The following is a 19,656-nucleotide window of genomic DNA, read 5'->3' on the forward strand; positions in this document are numbered from 1 at the left end:
TTATGCAAACTGTCGATGTGCTGGTTATTGGAGCCGGCCCTGCCGGGACTGTCGCAGCCTCCTACCTTAAGAAGCAGGGCTACGACGTCACGATCCTTGAAAAAGAAAAATTTCCACGTTTTCAGATCGGGGAAAGCCTCTTACCTTGCTGTATGGAACATCTGACGGAATCCGGACTGCGTGAGGCCATTGAGCCATTGAATTTTCAGAAAAAAACCGGGGCCGCTTTCATGCGCGGCGAAAAGCGCTGCGAGTTCTTTTTTGAGGATCAGTTCACCAAAGGCTGGACCTGGACCTGGCAGGTAAAAAGGGCCGACTTCGACAACAAACTCGCCGAAGCTACACGCGAGAAAGGCGTCGATGTCAATTTTGAATGCGAGGTAACGGCAGTTCAATGCGGCCCGGAAATACAGCTTATTGATTACAAGGATGCAGAAGGTAATCCACAACGCATAGCGGCGAAGTTCATCATCGACTCGAGTGGTTACGGGCGCGTGCTGCCGCGGCTTTTTGACATCAGCAAACCGTCGGCATTTACCCCGCGCGGCGCCGTTTTCTCGCATTTGGAAGACAAAAACCGCAGTGAGGAAGCGAGCAACAACATTTTCGTGCATTCGTTCGACAACAACAAGTCGTGGATCTGGGCAATCCCGTTCTCCGACGGCTCTACGTCCGTGGGCATTGTGGGCGACAGGGACAAGATCGTGGGGCTGGCCGAAAACGATGGTGAGAAGTATAAGGAATTTATCCGCAATTTCGAAGACCTGAGCGGCCGGTTCGCCGATTCCACATTCAAATTCGAGCCGCGGCATATTCTGGGCTATTCCATTGGCGTCACAAAAATGTCGGGCGAAGGTTTTGTTCTCTCCGGCAACAGTACCGAGTTTCTCGACCCTATTTTCTCGTCAGGCGTAACCTTCGCAACGGCATCAGGCTTACTCTCGGCAAAAATGACCCACAAGCATTTACAAGGCGAAAACGTAGATTGGAAAAAGGATTATGAAGATGTGATCCAGAAAGGCATCGACGTTTTCAGGAGCTATGTTACCGGCTGGTACTCAGGGGATTTCCAGACCATCGTTTTCGCGAAACACATCGATGAGGATATCAAACGGCAAATTTGCTCCGTTCTGGCAGGTTATGTGTGGGACCAGTCCAATCCATTTGTTAAAAAACACGACACCATCCTGCCGACGCTTGCGAAGGTGATCAAAATGAAGGAAAAAGCGGAACAAGCGGGTCAGAACTGATTCAAGACCCGAGTAATATAAACCCGTGCTGCAAAGCTTTATAATGATTGTAGATCAGGATATGCTTTGGAGTGCGGGTATATTTTTGCGCCCACACGCATGCCTCGGGCACCTGCCGGCCCGCAATCACGTGCGCACCCATCCAGGTCGCGAATGCAGAACCCGTCGGATAATCACCAGCCATGTTTTTGTAGGTGTAACAATTAGCTTCTTCAAACAAGGCTTTTTGAAGATTGAAATACCAGTGGTCGGATCGATTATCGCCGCTGATCCCCATGATCACAGCGTCGATATCGGATGTTTTTAGGTTATTTCTTTGCAGAAACCCATTTACAACCGGCACCAGCTCGTTTTCGGTCAGGTTATTGCTTTGAAATACGTCGAGGACCTGCGCGAAAGTATCACCCGAGCGTTCCGCGTTGACTATAAACATCGCAGAGCCTTCGCCGTTTGCCGAGCCGGGAGAATCGAGCGTCAACAGGTTTTCCGATGTGAAGTGGCCAGTTTTGAATGAGCCTGACAGCAGGTCGATATTATGGTTGTAATCTGATATTTCTTCAATACTGCCGACCAGGAATTGGCTGCCACGCTTTTCTTCCAATAGCAGCATTGTATCCAGCAAAGCTGCTTCGAATGCAAGGCCCTTATGCACGTGAGTAGTGTTGTAGCCCGTAGTTTTGCTCATCAATGCAAGGTTGCCAGCGACCGCATTAGGCGTACTTTGTACAAAATTCGTGGGCGTAAGCGTGCCTTCGTCGTAGTCGACGATCTGGTTCAGAAATTTGAGACAATCTTCGAGGCCACCGTTTGCAGTACCGAGAATAATGCCTTCTATATGTACCTTCTGAATAAGCGGAAGCCCTGCTCCTACGCCCATTCTCACTGCTTTGCCCATCCTTCGGAGCAATCCGGCGGGAATCAGTTGGCCGTAGGCAGGTTCAATGGCCATATACCTGTCGCCCTCATGCACTTTGATATCGCCTTCGAAAAAAGCATTATCAAAAGTACGCTGGGGTGATATGCAGGCTGAATCCGAAATATACATTCTTGAAAATAACTCCTGGGTGGTTGCAGCTATCGGGCGTCGGAGATAAACCTCCCGATTTCTATGGCGTACGCATCGGCGTACTTCTTTTTTTCTTCCTCAGTCCAGCCCAATTCCCGTGCCATTAGGTCAGCAACAACCGGCAGGGAGTTTAAGGTTTCATTCCAATCGGTAATTTCCAGACGGATGCGCCGTGCCAGGAAGTCGCGCGGGGTTACAGCCATTTCATTCCGGACCGTGTACACCACTTCCGCACGGATGTAAGGGTTCGACGGGCTCAGCCGCTCTTTCAGCAACGGATCATCCACCACAAGCTCCCCCACCTTAGCCGCCCGTGAGCCGTACTTCCGCATTAAATGTTTTGCAACATCCTCAGGCAAAGTGAATTTTGAAACCAGCTCCTGCCAGGCTTCAAAGCGGAAACCTTCCCCGCCAGCCAAAATGTGCGACTCGGTACCACATTCGTTCCGGGGCTCACCGAGGAGATATTGCGCTTCGTCGATAGTGTCCTTTGCCATCAGGCGGTAGGTTGTCCACTTCCCGCCCAGCAAACTGACGAGGTTAGATATTTCATCGATCTCCACTTCATGGTCACGCACGAGGTTCTTGGTCGATCTGGACGGATCAGCAGCCAGCAACGGTCGCAGCCCGCCAAAACCCGCCCGGAGCTCACCAGGATCGATTGGTTTCGCCAGATACGGGTTCAATGTATCGGCCAGGTATTGTCTTTCCTTGCGATTCAATGTCGGCTCCGCATCGATCTCGTCGCACTCGGTGTCAGTGGTGCCGATCATCGTCGCACCTTCAAACGGGATCGCAAATACCACGCGCCCATCCGAAGTTTTGGGAATGAGCATGGCATATTCGCTATTCAAAGTGCTGTAGGGCAACGACAAATGCACGCCTTTGCTGGGACGAATGCGTTCGCTCAACGCGGTGTTGGCCATGAGACGGACGTGGTCCGAAAACGGGCCGGTACAGTTGATCACCAGCTTTGTGCGAATCGTTACCGGCTGGCCGGTCAATGCATCCGTCGCAAGCACCGCACTCAGTTTGCCTGCCTCATCTTTTCCAAAGCCCGTCACCTCTACATAATTGGCGACCGCAGCGCCATTTTCGGAGGACGACTGTGCGAGCGCCAGGCAGTAACGGGCATCGTCGAGCTGCCCATCGTAGTACAACACGCCGCTGTGGAGCTTTTTGCTGTCAAGCGTCGGGATTTTTGCCAGCACTTCTTTTTTGGTGAGCCATTTGCTTTTGGGCAATGTATCGTTGGTCGCGAACCTGTCGTAGATCGTCAAGCCGATTTTGAAATACAACCCTTCAATCCAAGAGTTAACCGGTGTCATCAGCGCGAGCGGACGTGCCAGGTGCGGCGCATTTTTCAACACAATGTGTCGTTCTTCCAACCCATGGCGAACCTGCTTCAACTGCGCGAAATCGAGCTTTTTAAATGCTTGTTCCAGATAACGGACCCCACCGTGGATCAACTTGGTAGAGCGGGAAGAAGTCTCGGATGCAAAATCCTTTTTATCAATGAGGGCTACCTTATATCCCCTTAAAACCGCATCCAGGGCACATCCGGCCCCGCTGGCACCCGCGCCGATGATACAGATATCAAATAATTCATTTTGTAACCTGGCAAGCGATGCGGTGCGGTTCATTGGTACTTAATGCAGATTCAGCGTAGTTGAGACCAGCTGCAAAAGTACAAAGTTGCTACCGTAAAAACCCATATTATCAAATCTATATCCGTTGGCTAATCTGGCATATTAATTGCATCTTACCGGTAAGAAGGTTAACATTACCGATATCTTTCATTTACAAACTCACATTTGTTATTTAACCAAAACCAAAAAAACATGGGCTTAATATCGTTTATTAAAGGAGTTGGAGAAAAAGTATTTGGCAAGGAAGCACCCGCAGTGGCCCCTACCCCCGAAGCGGAGCCGCTCCGTGCTAGCGCATTGCTCGCGCATGTAAAATCCATCGGACTTTCCTATAACAACCTTACCGTGAAGACCGCCGGCGATACCGTCGTCCTCGAAGGTGAAGTGAACAAACAGGAAGATGCCGAAAAAATTGCCCTTGCAGTAGGTAATGTGGAAGGCGTGGAAGTCGTAGACAACCGCCTGAAAGTAGCCACTCCAGAGCCCGAAGCAACCTATCACACCGTCGAAAAAGGGGACACACTTTCCAAGATCGCCCAGGTAGTTTACGGCGACATGATGAAATACCCGGTCATCTTCGAGGCGAACAAACCGATGTTGAAGGATCCGGACCTGATCTATCCCGGCCAGGTGCTGCGCATTCCGGCGTTGAAGTAGGATGGGCCGTAGACCATAGACAATGGACCATAGACAATAGACCATAGATCATGGCGTATGCCGCGACGCTGTTGGTCTTGTGACCAAACAGCGGTGACCGGAGGTAACGAGGGCGGGACGCGGGAGTTAGCGAGGACGGACGCGGGGTCGTTGGTCACAAGACCAACGAAGGCGGGGGAACAAGACCAACGAAGGCGGGGGAACAACGGCGGAGAAAGAGACCGGCGATGGCAGAAACCGAAATTGGCGGTCAGCGGTCGGTGGTCGGCCGTCAAAAAGACCGCTGACCGCCGACCGCTGATCTCATATTCGTACCACAAAAAAGGACGACCTTCACGGGCCGTCCTTTTTTCATGCATTATCGAAACACTTAGTCTTCCGCTGCTACTACGTTCAGGGTAATTTTGTGTTTCACTTCTTTGTGAAGGTCAATCAATGCGGAGTAAGTACCGATTGATTTCACGTCATCAACAGTGATTTTCTTACGATCGATCTCAAAACCTTTCGCTTTCAGGATGTCTGAAACCTGTGTGTTGGTAACACGTCCGAAGATACGGCCGCTTTCACCTACCACAGTTTTGATGTCGATTGTCAGGTCGCCGATCGCTGTTGCGATATCTTCTGCGTCCTTTTTAAGCTTCTCAGCCTTGTGTGCGGCCTGGCGCACGTTTTCAGTAACGATTTTGCGGTTGGAGGCGTTTGCCAGCAATGCAAAACCCTGAGGGATCAGGTAGTTACGACCGTAACCTGCTTTCACAGTCACAATGTCGTTCTTGTAACCTACCCCAGCTATATCCGTTATAAGTATGATTTCCATTTTTGTAGCTCTTTACTGTATTATTTCAATTGGTCAGCAACAAACGGCAACAGTGCCAAATGACGTGCTCTTTTGATTGCCTGTGATACTTTGCGCTGATATTTCAGGCTGGTACCGGTCAAACGGCGAGGAAGAATTTTACCCTGCTCGTTTACAAGCTTCAAAAGGAAGTCAGGATTCTTGTAATCGATGTATTTGATGCCTGCTTTTTTGAAACGGCAGTATTTTTTACGGTTAATGTTTTTTTCAACCGGTTCGTTTACTAGTGACATAGCTTATGCGTTTTCGGTTTTAGACTCAGTTGCTTCTTCTCTCTTTCTGCCTACCAGACCCTTACGTTTCTTTTCGTTGTAAGCAATCGAATGCTTATCCAGGGCGATAGTCATAAAACGCAAAACGCGCTCGTCACGACGGAATTCGGTTTCCAAAGCATCCACCACGTTTCCTTCACTTGCAGTGTATTCTACAATGTGATAGAATCCGGAGTTTTTCTTTTGGATGGGGTAGGCCAGCTTGCGCAATCCCCAATTTTCTTCATGTACAATCTGCGCACCGTTTGAGGTGATGATTGTCGTGAATTTTTCAACGGCGTCCTTTGCCTGGGCCTCAGACAAAATGGGAGTTAGAATGAACACCGTTTCATATTGCTTAGACATACGGTAAATGGTTAATTATGATAAGTTAAAACCCTCACTTTGACATAATCATCAAAATGAGGGTGCAAAAATAGGGCTTGGAATTCAAAATTCCAAGCCCTTCAACGACTTAACCGAAACTTCCGGCTATATTACTTCACTGTAAAATCACCCTGGCCGATCTTGAAGCCTTCACTGTACAGCTCGATCGCATATTTGCCATCTTTCATCGGAATGCCGCCACGACCATAGAAGATATCTACCGACTGACCCGTATTGGTGAAGCTAACAGTTTGTTTCGAACTGTAAATCAACTCCTTTCCATTGAATATAAACGAACCTGAACCCGTAGCCATATCCGAAAGTACCGCACCATCCGGATCGAGTATACGCAGATAAATCTCTTTTTCATTTTGCTTTGCCACTGCGTTTTCACCGAGTTTGAAGTTTACTCTCAACTTATCGATCCGTTTCGCACGGTACTTCCCGCCTTCCCGTTCCTTACCTTTCGACGAAACCGCATTCACACTCACGCTTTCCGCACGTAGTGCAGATGCCAGTGTTACTTTCTCGGAAAGCTCTTTATTTTGTGCAGAATAGGTTGTTACTGAATCCGCCAGAAGTTGTTTTTCTGATTCCAGACCAGTCACTTTCTCGCTCAACTCTTCATTTTTTGTAGTGGCGATACCCAACTCCTGTTTCAAACGAGCAATTTCACCATCTTTTTCCGAAAGCACCGATTCGTAGTTTTTGATCTTCTTATTGTAGCTGGCTGCCGAATAGGTATTCGCATTTTTGAGTTCCTTTTTATCTTTCTCCAGTTGTGCTTTCAATGCCACCAGCGAATCGACACTTCCGCCGAGCTTCTGGATTTCGGCTATTTTAATATCAAGTTCTGTTGAAATGGAGTCCAGCTTGGTTTTAATAGAAAGCACCTCCTCGGTTTTGGCGGTGATAATTTCATCTTTGGCGAGGTTTTCCTGCTTTTCGTGATATATAAAGTAAACAAGCACCAAATTAAGCAATAGCAAAACGGCCAATGCGGCCCAAAGGAGTGTCTTTCTGTCCTGCTTTTGTTCCTGGTTGTAGTCCATACAGAAGGTTTAATTTTGAATTAAGTTGGTAAAAGAAGTATGTTTTTTTCAATTTTGAAATATGCGACCAGCGATTTATAGCGTCCGGTCGATAAATTCTTCAATTAAACGCTTAATTATCAATTTTTTAGTCATTCCACATGTCTTCCATAGCCGCCAGCCTGGCCCAGATAGAAAAAGGATTACGCAAAGAAACACGTCTCGTGGCGGTTACAAAAACCAAGCCACTCATCTTGCTGATGGAAGCTTACGAGGCTGGCGCAAGGCTCTTCGGTGAAAATAAGGTCCAGGAAATGGTGACCAAATACGAGGAACTGCCGAAGGACATTCAATGGCACATGATCGGTCATTTGCAAACCAACAAGGTCAAATATATGGCCCCTTTCGTAAGCTTGGTGCATTCCGTGGACAGTTTCAAATTGCTGAAAGAAATCAACAAGGAAGCCCAAAAGAATAACCGCATTATCGACTGCCTTTTACAAATATATATTGCCCGAGAAGAGACGAAATTCGGCCTTTCCGAAGAAGAAGCGCTCGACATCATCACGGCCCCTGAACTTGCCACATTATCCCATATAAGAATCGTCGGGTTAATGGGGATGGCTTCCAATACAGAAGATTTAAATGTAGTCAGAAACGAGTTCCGCGGTTTAAAAAACACTTTCGAATCCTTTAAACAACATGACAACCAGCAGGTTATGATGAAAGAACTATCGATGGGCATGAGCGGCGATTACCTTATCGCGATGGAGGAAGGCAGCACGCTCGTGCGTGTGGGAAGCGCCATTTTCGGATCACGATAAGACCTGGGGCGCATTGTCAGCGCTCTTTTCCAGTACACTCCTCACCTGTTCACGTACAAATTCAAATGAAAGCTGTGAGCAGGGCAAACCTGCCTGTTTCACGAGTAATGCATTCTCCTGCCTGCCATACTTGCCCGAATAAGGATTGTAATTCAGGAAGTTATTGAGTGCGCCCATCAGGATAATGCCGAAAGTTCCGGTTGCATTGCCTAAATGAGAAGGCCCGCTGTCGAGTCCGATGAAGAAAGATGCGCGACGGATCACTTCCGCTGTTTCAAGAATGGATAACTGGCCGCAAAGATTGCGGTAAGCGGCCGTTTTTATATTCAGATTACTTTCCAACCCTATTTCAACAAGCTGGTAATCATAATATTCCGCCAACCAATGCACCAACTGCTCCCAGCGTGCCGCAGGCCAGTCCTTGGGTTCGTAGTTGGAACGGCAATGCAGTACAATGTACTTTTCTGGTAATCCTAACCTATCAACTTTCTCCCTATGAGCAGGTTGCAAATACAATCGTGGCTGATCGTCGGCAGGAAAAGCCGACTTCGGCGGGATCAGGTCGCCTGTTTGCGCGAAAACTTCCAGCAGATTACCGTAGTCGAAATAATTATGCACATTGATATCCCGCTTTAATGCGACTGGATTTTCTGTGAAAACCTGGCATTTGGGGCAATGATTATTGTTTTTGAATTGTAGTTCAACGACTTTGTCGAACACATTTCCTTCCATGAGGACGCGGCGCTCGGTTACGCAGAATTCTTTAAAGACCTCGTCTACGTGCGGGTTATGGCTGACCAGCTCGGCAAAAGCGGGTTTCGCAAACCACACAATGTGTGCATCGGGATATTGCCCGCGCATATAACGGGAGATCGGTTCGGCAGCAACAATGTCACCAAAATGCTCCGTACGAATAATTGCAATAAGCTCCTGACCCTTTTTCAGCCCACGCTTGACGTCCCTGAAATGTGCCATTGCCTGGCGTCCTTTCCGGTGTGCTTTGAAAATGTGTGTGTATTTATGATAGCGGTGCGTCCAGAGCTGGATGAAACGTTCTATGGTCATTGGTCGAGTCTTTTCCATGATGAGCGGCATTCCAAAATGCCCTTTCAAAGCGCGCAAGTTAATAAAATTGACCCAAAGAGTTGATCGCACCTGCGTACGGGCCTAACTTTACCACGTTGATTTGCCAGGATCCTATTGAACGGCAAACCCGATCCCATTCAATTTAACCAATACTTAATACCGGTTCATCATATGAAATTCATGATACAGGCAGGCGGCATTCTCGGTGCATTGGCGGTTTCGCTCGGTGCATTTGGCGCACATGCATTAAAAGGAATGCTGGAAGCTTCGGGCAGGACGGAGACTTTTGAAACAGCTGTGAAATACCAGTTTTACCATGCGTTGGCGATGGTGCTTGTGGGCATTCTTATGCAACGCGCCGGCGAGGACGCGGTGAGGTTGCTCGGCTGGTCGGGCAATGCGTTCGCGATTGGCGTGATCATCTTTTCCGGCTCGCTTTACGCGATTTGTTTCACAGGCATTACCAAGTTCGGCGCGACGGCCCCCATCGGCGGTGTTGCGCTCATCGCGGGATGGATTTTACTAATTATGGCAGCGGGGAAATTTTGAATGAGTGAAAGAGTAATTTTTCTAACCCCTCGACAAGGTAAACGGACGTTGTGCGTCGATTTTCAGGAAAATAAAGAGAAGTACGGAAAACGACCACAACGACGATCCACCATAGCTGAAAAACGGCAACGGGATACCGATTACCGGCATCAGCCCGATGGTCATGCCGACATTGACCAGAAAGTGGAAGAAAATAATTCCCGCCACACAATAGCCATACACCCTCGCGAACCGGCTGCGCTGTCGCTCGGCAAGCACTACCAGTCTGGATATCAAGGTTACAAAGAGAAGAACCACCACAGCGGTGCCAGCAAAACCATGCTCCTCTCCTACCGTACAGAATATAAAGTCGGTACTTTGCTCGGGAACAAAGTCAAATTTGGTCTGTGTACCTTGTAAAAACCCTTTCCCGGTCATCCCGCCGGAACCGATGGCGATCTTGGACTGGATTACATTCCAACCAATGCCGCGCGGGTCGGAATCCGGGTCCAAAAGCACCATAATACGGCCACGTTGGTGTTTTTGAAGCACATTGTTCATAAAGAAATCGACCCCGAACACAATCCCGATCATTCCGATCGCAATGATAATTGTTGCCCACAATCCGCCACGGCGACGCGTCATCACCGGCATGAGCCATACAACCAGCCCTGCGATCACGATGATGGCCCCGGCAATGTACCATTTGACAAACAATAATGTAATAATCAGTAACGCCGCACCGATGATCCCGATCGCCGGAATAAAACCGGGCATTCCTTCCCGGTAAAGCACGATTGCAAACGACGCGAAAACCAGCATTGAACCAGTTTCATTTGATAAAAGGATCAGAAATGCAGGCAATGCGATGATCCCCATGATGGGGTAATAATCTTTTAATTTCCGGTTCAGACTGATCGCCGGGTCGCTGAGGTATTTAGAAATTGCCAGACTGATCGCCAGCTTCGAAAACTCCGCTGGTTGCAGGGAAAAACCACCCAATTTGATCCAGGAGCGCGATCCATTGATGTTAGAACCCGCAAAGAGCACAACCACCAGCAGGAATATCACGACGGCGTAAATAACAAAAGAGAATGTCTCGTAAAATTTGTAGTCGATCACGAGAATACAAATGATAAGCAATGCGGCGGTTCCGATCCACATCAACTGCTTCCCGGCATTGTTCGAGAGGTCGAACATGCTCGTATGTGCCTCCGGATTGTAAACCGCAGCATAGATGTTTAACCAGCCGATGACGAGGCAAGCGATGTAAATCAACACCACCAGCCAGTCTACGTTCTTGGTAATCGGCTTGCTTTCAGGCATTTCAGTATTTGTTTGTAAGTTTCTTAAAGAGTTACCGGCTTTCTCATCGCTGCCGGATTGTTCGGGTGAGGTACTCCGGGCCTGCGGTTTTCCGGGCTGTTCGGATCAGGATTGACCGGCTTCGTCTGTTCTGTTTTCTTCTTCGTGCTATCCGCCGCAGCAGGCTTCTTCGCTGTCGGCAATACCACTTTACTCATCAGATCGAGCTTCATCATCCGTTCTTCGAGCGCCTTGTTCGTCACTTTCCGCGACAGATATTTCTCGATGATAAGGTTGGCGATAGGTGCCGCGGCAGAACCACCCGCGCCGGCATTCTCCACGAATACCGCGATGGCAATTTTAGGGTCGTCTACGGGCGCAAAAGCGATAAAAATAGAGTGGTCATCCCCTCGTTTGTTCTGCGACGTACCCGTTTTACCGGCAATCGAAATACCCTCCACACGAGAGCGCCTCGCCGTACCAGCCTCCACCGCTCCGATCATTCCTTCAATAACCGGCTCGAAATTATGCGGCTCCACGCCCGTTTCGTGTCTTTCCAGATATTCCTGCTTCACGGCTCTCTTGTCGCCCACGCCATGGATCACGTGCGGCGTGTAGAAATAACCACGATTGGCAATAATGGCTGCTACATTGGCCATTTTCAATGGCGTGATCAGTAACTCGCCCTCGCCGATACTAAGGGAGTAGATATTCGAGAACTTCCAGCGGTATTCACCATAAAACCGGTCGTAATACTTTTTGTTGGGCAAATTCCCTTTGTATTCACTCGGCAAATCGATCCCCAGCCGCTGACCGATCCCGAATTTGGCAATATCGTCGTGCCATGCGTCCAGGCCCACAGCCGAAGCTCTGAAAGTATTTTTAATATTATTTTTATAGATCAACCTTCGGAATACATTGTAAAAGTATGGGTTGCAGGAATGTGTCACCCCGAGCGCCACCGTGCTCGTTGCGGGGTGGTTGTGACACCCTACCGGACAGTTGGCATGCGTAAAGCCGCTTCCCGGCGTAATAACCCCTTCCTGCAAACCGATCAATGCCTGGATCAGCTTGAATGTAGAGCCGGGTCGGTAACTCGCCATAACCGGCCGGTTGAATAGTGGCTTGTATGGGTTACGGACCAATGCGGCAAAGTTTTTAGAAAAATAGCGGCTCGCCAGGGTGTTCGGATCATAGGTCGGCGCTGAAACCATGGAGATGATCTGCCCCGTTTTCGGTTCGATCGCCACCACACTTCCTACCTTATTCACCATCAGGCTATCCGCATATTGCTGTACTTCCAGATCGAGACCGGTGTGAAGATTCTCGCCCGCCACGGCCATCGTATCGAGTTCCCCACCCTTCCAGGGTCCTTTGTACACCCCATTTACATTCTGCATCACAAACTTGGTACCCCGTTTTCCCCTCAGCTCGTTCTCATAAATCTTCTCAACCCCACTCTGCCCGATATAATCACCTTGCCGGTAATACGGCTCCTCCTGCCTTTCGAGCTGGCCTTTCGTAATCTCGCTCACGTAGCCCAGGGTATTCGCCAGCGTCGGCGCGGTGTAAGTGCGCAGGGAACTTTTGGCAAATTCAAACCCCGAATAATCGACCATAATGTCCTGAATGGAAGCGAAGTCTTCCTTGGACAACTGCCGCAGGAAAAGAGAAGGCTTCACCCGGCTGTACGCACTGGCGGCTGTCATGAGGCTATCAAAATCACGTCTTTCAATACCCAAAACCTGACAAAATCGAAGGGTATCATCTACGCGCGCTTTGTTGGGCGTGACGAGCAGGTCGTAAACGGGGGTGTTATATACGATAAGCTTTCCGTAGCGATCGTAAATCTGTCCACGGAAAGGAATTTCGGTTACACGCTTAATGGAGTTGCTGGAAGACTCGATGGAATAGCTTTCGTCCAGCACTTGGAGGTAAAAAAGTCGCAATAAGTATATTACACCTACTAAAGCAAAAAAACCAATGATGACAAATCGACGACTTTCGAGCATTCTGCACTAAAATTCCGGTTCTCAAATTTCACACGAAGTTCGCAATAGCAAAAGATTAATCAAAGGGCGATGTCTGATAATCAATAATAAAAACTTCATTTTTAGGACATTTAGCTCAACTCACTCACCCTTAGCGACCACCATCACGATATCTTCTTTATCGATCAGCACCAGGCCATCCGGCAGTCCCTTTGGCTTCCTTACAAACTTCTTCGGCGTCACGATCACCGGGCACAACGAATCGTTCTTGCGTTTGGAAAAAAAAGCCGCCAATTCAGCCGCCCGCTCTATGACGGGTGCCGGAAATTTGCGACCAGGCTGGTTCTTTACCACCACGTGCGAGCCCGTAACGTCTTTTGCATGAAGCCAAAGATCCTCCTTATGTGCCTGTTTGGTGAGCAAATCGCTGTTTTTCGCATTACGCCCGATCAGAATGGTATATCCCATGAAGTCCACGCGTTTGAAAAGCTCATCCACCGTCGGTGCCGCGGTGCCTTGGTCCAGTTTATGCGTTTTGATATAAGTCCGCAAATCCCGCAGGTACTCAATGGTTTCGATGTGCTCCAAATGCTCATGCAGCAGCTTCTTGTCGGTCTCCCGCGCCGCGAGGCTGTCGTGCAGCCGATCCAGCTCGATCTTCTCGTTTTTAGCTTTGCGATAGTAGCCTTCCGCATTCCGCTGCGCCGAAAGGTCTTTTTTCAACTTAATGGTTATGGGCTGATCGCGGTAAAAATCGTAGAGTTCGGCTTTCTCCGTCCGCTCGGCAATCAGGTGGAGGTTGGCCATGATGATGTTAGCCAGCTCATCATTCTTCGTCGCATTTTCCAGATCGACCAGCTTTTGAAATGTGTTTTCCAGATAATTGTCGGTCTGCTGGATACGCTTTTTCAGCAACCTCACGATATCCGCCTTCTCCTTATCCAGCCCGCTCAGACGGATGTAGGCCAGGTAAAACGCATTCAACGCCTCCAACGGGTCGTGTAAAACCTGTACAACCTCGCCGGTTTCAAAAAGCGTCAATGCGGGAATGTTTTCAATGCGGGTAATGTAGAAAACAGACGATTCAAGCTCTTGCAAAACCTCCTGTACAATTGTCCAACGCTCTGCCAGATCGTCTTTCCCTGCCAGTTTACCGGTTAGGTATTTGTTTATGACTTTACCAAAAGTCGGGAAAAGCGGCTCGAAACGACCTTCATGCGCCACAAAGGCCTCCCACGATTGGTCGATATCCCGGTTCAATGACGCTACGGTAAGGCCTCTGTCAGTCGCCAGTTTATGATTAAAAAGTTGGGTAGCCACCCCATCCTCATTCAAGGCAATGAAATTGGACCGGTTTCCAAAGAGCTTAAAGATCAAATCCCTGCCACTGGCAAAATGCACCTGAATGGCCCTTTCATTCCTGCAAACCTTCACAAAATCGACCCTATCACCGGCAAAATCCGTAAACAGGTTCACGCTATTCCGCCGCGCCCGGTCAAAACGCTCGGGGAAGCTGAGGCAGGAAAAACTGTTCGTTAAAGTGGCTTTAATGAAGAATGGCTTTTGCAATTCGGCTTCCTGCGCCGGTTCAGATGCTTGCTCCTGTCCTGGTCCTTGTCCCTGTTCCGCAAAAATAATGATGAGCTCGTCCTTCTGCTGGCTGAACGCCTCCACAAAGACTTTCCCCGCCAGCTCAGTATCGAGCCGCGGCGCAAGTTGTTTGATGAAATGGTAATTCTGGTGCACTTAATTTTCGGTTGTATTTGGGCAAAAGTAGGGAAAACAAGAGAAGCTTCCCGGAGATTGGGAAGCTTCTTCTGCAATACTACTACACTTAAAAACACTAATGGACGGACGAAGCGTCAACTTTCGTTTTGCCGCTTCGGGTCCACAACACAAAGGGAACACAAATCAAGAACATGACGCCCAGGTATAGGAACACGTCCATGTATGACATTACCTGCGCTTGCTTGGATACGGTATAATCGAGCATCTTGTAACCGCTGTTCAGGGCCGCGTCGGCGCTCATTCCTTTGGCCATGAAGCTGTGTTGCAAGCTCTCGACCCGTTGCTGTACTATCGGATTATTGACGTCCAGCTTGCTTACCAGATCGTTGCGGTGCGACATGTTCTGGCGTGCGATGAAGGTGGTGATCACCGCAACCCCAAATGATCCTCCGAGTTGCCGCATCATACCGGTAAATGCCGCTCCCTCGCCGATTTCACGGCCTTTCAGGGTCGATAATGCCAGGGTGGTGATCGGGACAAATAGTAATCCGAGTCCAATCCCACGAACGATCAACATGTTGAAAAATGCGTCTTTACCCGTGTCCGGAGTCAATATTAAATAGCCCCAGTAGCTGTACACAAAGAAGAATATCATTCCGATCGCCACGAGGTATTGCTGTTTCACGCCTCGTTGCAGTAATTGTCCCACTACGGGCATCATCATCGCGGTCACGATTGCGGCGGGTACCATGAGCATCCCCGATTGCGTGGCCGTCCAGCCTAACGTGGCTTGCGTGTAAAGCGGGATGATGAATGTGGAACCATACAACCCGAAGCCGAGAATGAACGACAGGATCGTCCCAACCCGCAGGTTACCATTGGCGAGCACGCGCAGGTTGACGATCGGATTTTTGTAAGTCCATTCCCTCCATATGAAGAAGAAGAATGAAAAAACAGTGGTGATCGAAAGGATCGTAATGATCTCGTCATTGAACCAATCTTCTTCCTGACCTTTTTCAAGCACATATTGCAAAGAGCCTACGGCTACGGCGAGGAGGATAATGCCCCACCAGTCGATTTCATTGGCTGCTTTTTTGTCGGCATATTTCGGGCTTCTTACAAATTCGAGTGTCAGCATGGCCGCAACGATACCCAGCGGAATGTTGATATAAAAAATGTAAGGCCAGCTGTAATTATCTACAATATAACCTCCCAGCGGCGGGCCCAGGGTAGGGCCTACGATCACACCCAGACCATAAATAGCCTGCGCAATCCCGCGTTTTTCGGGTGGGTAGCTTTCGGTGATCAGCGTTTGTGCCGTTACCAGCAACGCACCTCCACCAAAGCCTTGTATCAACCTGAAAAATACCAGCTCCCAGATATTATCGGCATTACCGCAAAGAAATGAGGCGACCGTAAATATGATGATGGAAGCAGCGAAGTAATTGCGGCGGCCAAATTGTGCGGACAGCCAGCTGGTCATCGGAACGATGATCACGTTACCGATCGCATAGGCGGTAATCACCCAGCTCACCTCCGACAATGTGCCGCCCAGGTTTCCGCGCATGTCGTTGAGCGCCACGTTCACGATCGTGGTATCCACGATTTCGAGCAGCGCGCACAATACAGCCGTGATGGTAATAATTACCCTGCGGTAGCCGTATTCGACGAGTGATTCCTGCATTTCCATTGATTATTGGTTTTTAGAATCAAAAATTCGGTTCAGGAACCTTAGTTCAGTTCTACGTCCACGAACACGTTCATGCCCGGGCGCAGTTGCGAAATCATGTCGTCCTGTGCTTTGGTAAACTCAATGCGGACTGGCAGACGTTGCACCACTTTCACAAAGTTACCGCTCGCATTATCAGGAGGCAGCAGTGCAAAGCGGGCACCGGTTGCGGGAGAGAATGAAGTTACTTTGGCTTCAAATTCGTGATCCGGGAATGCGTCTACATGGAGTTTCACATTCTGGCCGATCTTCATTCTCGTCAGCTGCGTTTCCTTGAAGTTCGCCGTAACCCATGGTTTGTGGGTCGAGATGATACTGAACAACGACTGTCCGGCTTGCAGGTACTGGCCCAGCTGCGCATTCACTTTGGATACGCGGCCGTCAGTCGGCGAGGTGATGACGGTGTACGAAAGGTTCAGTTCCGCATTCGCGATTTCGGCCTGACGCGCCTTGATATTTGCATTCGCAACCGTTGATTGTACCGAGGTAGCTTTTGTCTGACGACCGGCTGCTTTCGCCTGACGTTCGGCAGCACCTTTTTGCGCTTCCAAAACGGCCAATGCGCGTTCTGCTTTTTGTTTGGTAGCCGAAGCCTGCTCAAATTCCTGCTGGGTGATCGAGTGGTCCTTGATCAGGTTTTCGTAACGTGCGTAATCCTGATTGGCTCTCCACAAATTCACTTTCGCTTCTTCGATCTGGGCGGCTACCACGGCGATATTCGCTTCGTAAGTAATGCCGCTCGCCGCCGAGGCGCTGGTTGTCTCATTCGCTGCAACCAGGCTTCCCTGCGATCCGGCAAGGCCAGCTTTGGCCTGTTCAAGCTTGATGATCTGGTCGCGGTTGTCCAATACGATCAGCGTATCCCCTTTTTTCACTGTCTGGTTGTCTTTCACCCTGATTTCCGTTACGTAACCCGAAATTCTCGGGATTACCGGACTAATGTCCGAATCGATCTGTGCGTCGTCCGTTTCTTCGTGGTGCAAACCGTGGTTATATTTGGTAAAACCCCAGGTTCCGCCCACAGCGATCAGCAGGCCTAATATGATGAGGAAGCGGTAACTTTTCTTTTTAGGCGCTTCTTCGGTTGTGATTTGTTTGGTTTCCATTGTTCAATGACTGAATGATTGAATGACTGAATGAGTGAATGCTAGTTTATTACTCCGGCTGATTGTTCGAGTTTCTTGTATGCTACAACAGCGTCTGCTTTTGCGGCTTCGTAGTCTATGCGGGATTGTACCTGGGCTACGTCGGCGTCGAGGAGTTCGGTGGTGGTTACCAGGCTGTTGTCGTATTTGTTTTTCGTAATGCGGTAGTTTTCGTTGGCTTGTTCGACGGCCTTGGCGTATACGTCGATCTTCCTTTTGCTGAGCACATAGTTGTAATAGGCCGTGTTCACTTCGAGGTGGATCTTGTCGAGAATAATCTGCTCATTGGTTTTGAGCTGATAGGCTTTCGTACGCGCTTCCGCGATCCTGGCACTTGATTTCCAAAGAGATGCGACGTCGTATTTGAAACCGATCCCTGCATTTACTGCATTGGGCACGGTTACGACACCCGGGATGTTCAGTGCCACATAACCTGCCGTAAGGGCTACGCTAGGATACAGATCTGCCTTTGCTACTTTGATATCGCTATCGGCGGCCTTCTGGCGGATGCCGTTGGCAGCCATGTCCTTGCGGTGTGCCAGCGCCGTTTGTTCCCACTCACCTGCATTGCCTTCTTCTTTAAGCGCGCCGAAGCTGTTGGAATCTGCTTCGATTACCGTCTCCTCCGGCAAGCCAAGCAGCAGGTTCATATTGATGGTCGTGATTTTGAGGTCGTTTTGTGCATTGAGCAAAGCGAGTTCCACATTGGATTCCTGCAACTTGGCCTTCATCAGGTCATTGCGGGCGAGAATACCGTTTTTCTCACGATTGGTAAATTCCAAAACGCGCTCGCGTTCGCTGGTGAGGTTTTCGGTGACGAGGTCAACGGCCTTCCTGGCTTTATACAGATTGCCATAAGCGGCCACCGTGTTCTGAATTACAGCTTCGCGGTCGTTGTCAGCGTCCAGCTTCGCAGCCTGTTCCACGTATTTCGCGGACTCTAGGCCGTATTTGAAACGAAAGCCCGAAAACAAAGGAAGCGACGCGCTCGCCATTCCGTACATGGCCTGATGCACATTCGGCATGCCGCCGGAATTACCGGTGCTGTCGTTACCTTCCTGTTTGATTTTTAAATTAACATTGGGCGAGTTCACCCGGAGGTAAGATCCTGAAACACTGAAACTCGGCAACTGGTTTTCTTTTACCTGGCGAATGCTCAGACCGGCCAGATCTATGTTGCTCTGGCTCAGTTTCAATTGCTTGCTGTTTTGCAGGCTCATTGCAATGGCCTCTTCCAGCTTGATCGTGCGTGCACTTTGGGCGTACGAATGGCCTGTCACAGCAACCCAGACGATCCCGGCTGCCAGAGAAACCATTCTTTTAATTCTGGATGTGGTGTTCATTGGTAATGGTTGATTTAAATAGGTTCTTGAGGTGTTGGCTAAGTTCGCCGCGGAGATGTTGATGAAACTCGTGGTCGGTCAGGTGATCGAGTTCGTTGATTCTTTTATAAAAATCCTGCGAAGCGATCGCATAGTTAACTGTTCCATAAAGCGTTGTGGTGACCAGGCTCACATTAATATCATTCCTGAACTCGCCCCCCTCCTGCCCTTCGCGGATCATCCTTCTGATGAGCTCCACATTCCGCACCTTCAACCCCCGGATGTATTCCGTGATGACGGGCGTGCGCTCCGACGACAGTTGTTCGCGCATCATAATGTTGTGGAAGCATTGGTTGCCCATAAGGCGATCGATCACACTATCGATAAAAACGTAGAATTTTTGAAGCGCCGAGAGGTCGCTGGCCATGACGAGTGTTTCGAGTCTCGAAGCGGATTCCGTCATGCGTAGTTGGAAAAGCGCCTCGATCAGCTTCTCCTTCGAACCGAAATAGTAGGATATCATCGAGACGTTCACATCTGCTTCCTGCGCAATATCCCTCACCGAAGTACCGGCAAAACCTTTCTGTGAAAACAGCCGCTCCGCCACCTCTATTATCTGTAATTGTTTCGCGTTGTATTCCATCTAAGTAGTTCACCAGCAAGGATTTTTTTCTTCTTTTTGCTAATGACAATACAAAGGTAACCGGTGATAAAATAAAAATCAAACGATCGTTTGATATATTTAAACAAACGTTTGATTAGTAAAATGGAATATTGAATTATTACCATTAAAGTTTTTTAATGTTGAAATTAAAATGCGTGCAACGGTAGAAAGCTAATCCTTTGTCTTA

The 19,656-nt window shown here is 49.0% G+C and carries 18 protein-coding genes; 4 read left to right on the top strand and 14 right to left on the bottom strand.

Features of this window, described 5'->3' with window-relative positions:
• The first annotated feature begins 2 nt into the window (after positions 1–2).
• Positions 3–1,250, top strand: coding sequence for an NAD(P)/FAD-dependent oxidoreductase (locus LZD49_RS25210; RefSeq protein ID WP_234670463.1), 1,248 nt, complete (start codon positions 3–5; stop codon positions 1,248–1,250).
• A 1-nt stretch (position 1,251) separates the two neighbouring features.
• Here LZD49_RS25210 and LZD49_RS25215 read toward each other — a convergent pair whose 3' ends face one another.
• Together LZD49_RS25215 and LZD49_RS25220 are read right to left on the bottom strand one after the other, a co-directional pair.
• Positions 1,252–2,295: a beta-ketoacyl synthase chain length factor gene (locus tag LZD49_RS25215; RefSeq protein ID WP_234670464.1), complete on the bottom strand. Its 1,044-nt coding sequence runs from the start codon at positions 2,293–2,295 to the stop codon at positions 1,252–1,254.
• A 29-nt stretch (positions 2,296–2,324) separates the two neighbouring features.
• A complete protein-coding gene (locus LZD49_RS25220; RefSeq protein WP_234670465.1) occupies positions 2,325–3,959 on the bottom strand; it encodes a glycerol-3-phosphate dehydrogenase/oxidase in 1,635 nt (544 codons plus the stop codon).
• 198 nt (positions 3,960–4,157) lie between these two features.
• Between LZD49_RS25220 and lysM the strand changes: the two genes are divergently transcribed.
• On the top strand, positions 4,158–4,622 hold the full coding sequence (lysM, locus tag LZD49_RS25225; protein ID WP_234670466.1) for a peptidoglycan-binding protein LysM: 465 nt from the start codon (positions 4,158–4,160) through the stop codon (positions 4,620–4,622).
• Positions 4,623–4,992: 370 nt separating this feature from the next.
• Here the strand turns inward: lysM and rplI are convergent, their stop codons facing one another.
• From rplI to LZD49_RS25245, 4 genes are all read right to left on the bottom strand, one after another.
• Positions 4,993–5,439, bottom strand: a complete 447-nt coding sequence (gene rplI, locus LZD49_RS25230) for a 50S ribosomal protein L9 (protein WP_234670467.1) — start codon at positions 5,437–5,439, stop codon at positions 4,993–4,995.
• 20 nt (positions 5,440–5,459) lie between these two features.
• Entirely contained in the window at positions 5,460–5,711 is a 252-nt protein-coding gene (rpsR, locus tag LZD49_RS25235; RefSeq protein ID WP_015811483.1) for a 30S ribosomal protein S18, read from the bottom strand.
• Positions 5,712–5,714: 3 nt separating this feature from the next.
• Entirely contained in the window at positions 5,715–6,095 is a 381-nt protein-coding gene (gene rpsF / locus LZD49_RS25240; protein ID WP_234670468.1) for a 30S ribosomal protein S6, read from the bottom strand.
• A gap of 131 nt (positions 6,096–6,226) precedes the next feature.
• Entirely contained in the window at positions 6,227–7,168 is a 942-nt protein-coding gene (locus LZD49_RS25245; protein ID WP_234670469.1) for a hypothetical protein, read from the bottom strand.
• A 140-nt stretch (positions 7,169–7,308) separates the two neighbouring features.
• On the opposite strand from LZD49_RS25245, the gene LZD49_RS25250 reads away from it, so the two are divergent.
• A complete protein-coding gene (locus LZD49_RS25250) occupies positions 7,309–7,971 on the top strand; it encodes a YggS family pyridoxal phosphate-dependent enzyme (RefSeq protein WP_234670470.1) in 663 nt (220 codons plus the stop codon).
• Here LZD49_RS25250 and LZD49_RS25255 read toward each other — a convergent pair.
• Complete coding sequence (locus LZD49_RS25255) at positions 7,963–9,054, bottom strand: glycosyltransferase family 9 protein (protein WP_234670471.1); 1,092 nt, start codon at positions 9,052–9,054, stop codon at positions 7,963–7,965. The two genes, LZD49_RS25250 and LZD49_RS25255, sit on opposite strands and share 9 nt — an antisense overlap.
• 174 nt (positions 9,055–9,228) lie before the next feature.
• Here LZD49_RS25255 and LZD49_RS25260 point away from each other — a divergent pair, with 174 nt between their 5' ends.
• On the top strand, positions 9,229–9,606 hold the full coding sequence (locus LZD49_RS25260) for a DUF423 domain-containing protein (protein ID WP_234670472.1): 378 nt from the start codon (positions 9,229–9,231) through the stop codon (positions 9,604–9,606).
• Positions 9,607–9,627: 21 nt separating this feature from the next.
• Here LZD49_RS25260 and rodA read toward each other — a convergent pair whose 3' ends face one another.
• From rodA to LZD49_RS25295, 7 genes are all read right to left on the bottom strand, one after another.
• Positions 9,628–10,911: a rod shape-determining protein RodA gene (gene rodA / locus LZD49_RS25265; protein ID WP_234670473.1), complete on the bottom strand. Its 1,284-nt coding sequence runs from the start codon at positions 10,909–10,911 to the stop codon at positions 9,628–9,630.
• Between the two features lie 23 nt (positions 10,912–10,934).
• Entirely contained in the window at positions 10,935–12,902 is a 1,968-nt protein-coding gene (locus LZD49_RS25270; protein WP_234670474.1) for a penicillin-binding transpeptidase domain-containing protein, read from the bottom strand.
• A 120-nt stretch (positions 12,903–13,022) separates the two neighbouring features.
• Positions 13,023–14,627, bottom strand: coding sequence for an NFACT RNA binding domain-containing protein (locus LZD49_RS25275; protein ID WP_234670475.1), 1,605 nt, complete (start codon positions 14,625–14,627; stop codon positions 13,023–13,025).
• 97 nt (positions 14,628–14,724) lie between these two features.
• Positions 14,725–16,299, bottom strand: a complete 1,575-nt coding sequence (locus LZD49_RS25280) for a DHA2 family efflux MFS transporter permease subunit (protein WP_234670476.1) — start codon at positions 16,297–16,299, stop codon at positions 14,725–14,727.
• Positions 16,300–16,340: 41 nt separating this feature from the next.
• A complete protein-coding gene (locus LZD49_RS25285; protein ID WP_234670477.1) occupies positions 16,341–17,444 on the bottom strand; it encodes an HlyD family secretion protein in 1,104 nt (367 codons plus the stop codon).
• Between the two features lie 41 nt (positions 17,445–17,485).
• Positions 17,486–18,826 (bottom strand): TolC family protein, encoded by a 1,341-nt coding sequence (locus tag LZD49_RS25290; protein WP_234670478.1) that lies wholly within the window; start codon positions 18,824–18,826, stop codon positions 17,486–17,488.
• Positions 18,804–19,448 carry a TetR/AcrR family transcriptional regulator gene (locus LZD49_RS25295; RefSeq protein ID WP_234670479.1) on the bottom strand — a complete coding sequence of 215 codons (645 nt, stop codon included), beginning with the start codon at positions 19,446–19,448 and terminating at the stop codon, positions 18,804–18,806. The genes LZD49_RS25290 and LZD49_RS25295 overlap by 23 nt, the downstream gene beginning before the upstream one ends.
• Positions 19,449–19,656: the final 208 nt, after the last annotated feature.

The sequence above is a fragment of the Dyadobacter sp. CY261 genome, assembly GCF_021440085.1.
Lineage (GTDB): Bacteria > Bacteroidota > Bacteroidia > Cytophagales > Spirosomataceae > Dyadobacter.

Excerpts from the sequence above, each read along its gene's own strand:
- LZD49_RS25280 (WP_234670476.1), bottom strand. The coding sequence starts at position 16,299 with ATGGAAATGCAGGAATCACTCGTCGAATACGGCTACCGCAGGGTAATT.
- LZD49_RS25295 (WP_234670479.1), bottom strand. The coding sequence starts at position 19,448 with ATGGAATACAACGCGAAACAATTACAGATAATAGAGGTGGCGGAGCGG.
- rodA (WP_234670473.1), bottom strand. The coding sequence starts at position 10,911 with ATGCCTGAAAGCAAGCCGATTACCAAGAACGTAGACTGGCTGGTGGTG.
- LZD49_RS25285 (WP_234670477.1), bottom strand. The coding sequence starts at position 17,444 with ATGGAAACCAAACAAATCACAACCGAAGAAGCGCCTAAAAAGAAAAGT.
- rpsR (WP_015811483.1), bottom strand. The coding sequence starts at position 5,711 with ATGTCACTAGTAAACGAACCGGTTGAAAAAAACATTAACCGTAAAAAA.
- LZD49_RS25255 (WP_234670471.1), bottom strand. The coding sequence starts at position 9,054 with ATGGAAAAGACTCGACCAATGACCATAGAACGTTTCATCCAGCTCTGG.
- LZD49_RS25250 (WP_234670470.1), top strand. The coding sequence starts at position 7,309 with ATGTCTTCCATAGCCGCCAGCCTGGCCCAGATAGAAAAAGGATTACGC.
- LZD49_RS25215 (WP_234670464.1), bottom strand. The coding sequence starts at position 2,295 with ATGTATATTTCGGATTCAGCCTGCATATCACCCCAGCGTACTTTTGAT.
- LZD49_RS25220 (WP_234670465.1), bottom strand. The coding sequence starts at position 3,959 with ATGAACCGCACCGCATCGCTTGCCAGGTTACAAAATGAATTATTTGAT.
- rplI (WP_234670467.1), bottom strand. The coding sequence starts at position 5,439 with ATGGAAATCATACTTATAACGGATATAGCTGGGGTAGGTTACAAGAAC.
- LZD49_RS25210 (WP_234670463.1), top strand. The coding sequence starts at position 3 with ATGCAAACTGTCGATGTGCTGGTTATTGGAGCCGGCCCTGCCGGGACT.
- LZD49_RS25270 (WP_234670474.1), bottom strand. The coding sequence starts at position 12,902 with ATGCTCGAAAGTCGTCGATTTGTCATCATTGGTTTTTTTGCTTTAGTA.
- LZD49_RS25245 (WP_234670469.1), bottom strand. The coding sequence starts at position 7,168 with ATGGACTACAACCAGGAACAAAAGCAGGACAGAAAGACACTCCTTTGG.
- LZD49_RS25290 (WP_234670478.1), bottom strand. The coding sequence starts at position 18,826 with ATGAACACCACATCCAGAATTAAAAGAATGGTTTCTCTGGCAGCCGGG.
- LZD49_RS25260 (WP_234670472.1), top strand. The coding sequence starts at position 9,229 with ATGAAATTCATGATACAGGCAGGCGGCATTCTCGGTGCATTGGCGGTT.
- lysM (WP_234670466.1), top strand. The coding sequence starts at position 4,158 with ATGGGCTTAATATCGTTTATTAAAGGAGTTGGAGAAAAAGTATTTGGC.
- rpsF (WP_234670468.1), bottom strand. The coding sequence starts at position 6,095 with ATGTCTAAGCAATATGAAACGGTGTTCATTCTAACTCCCATTTTGTCT.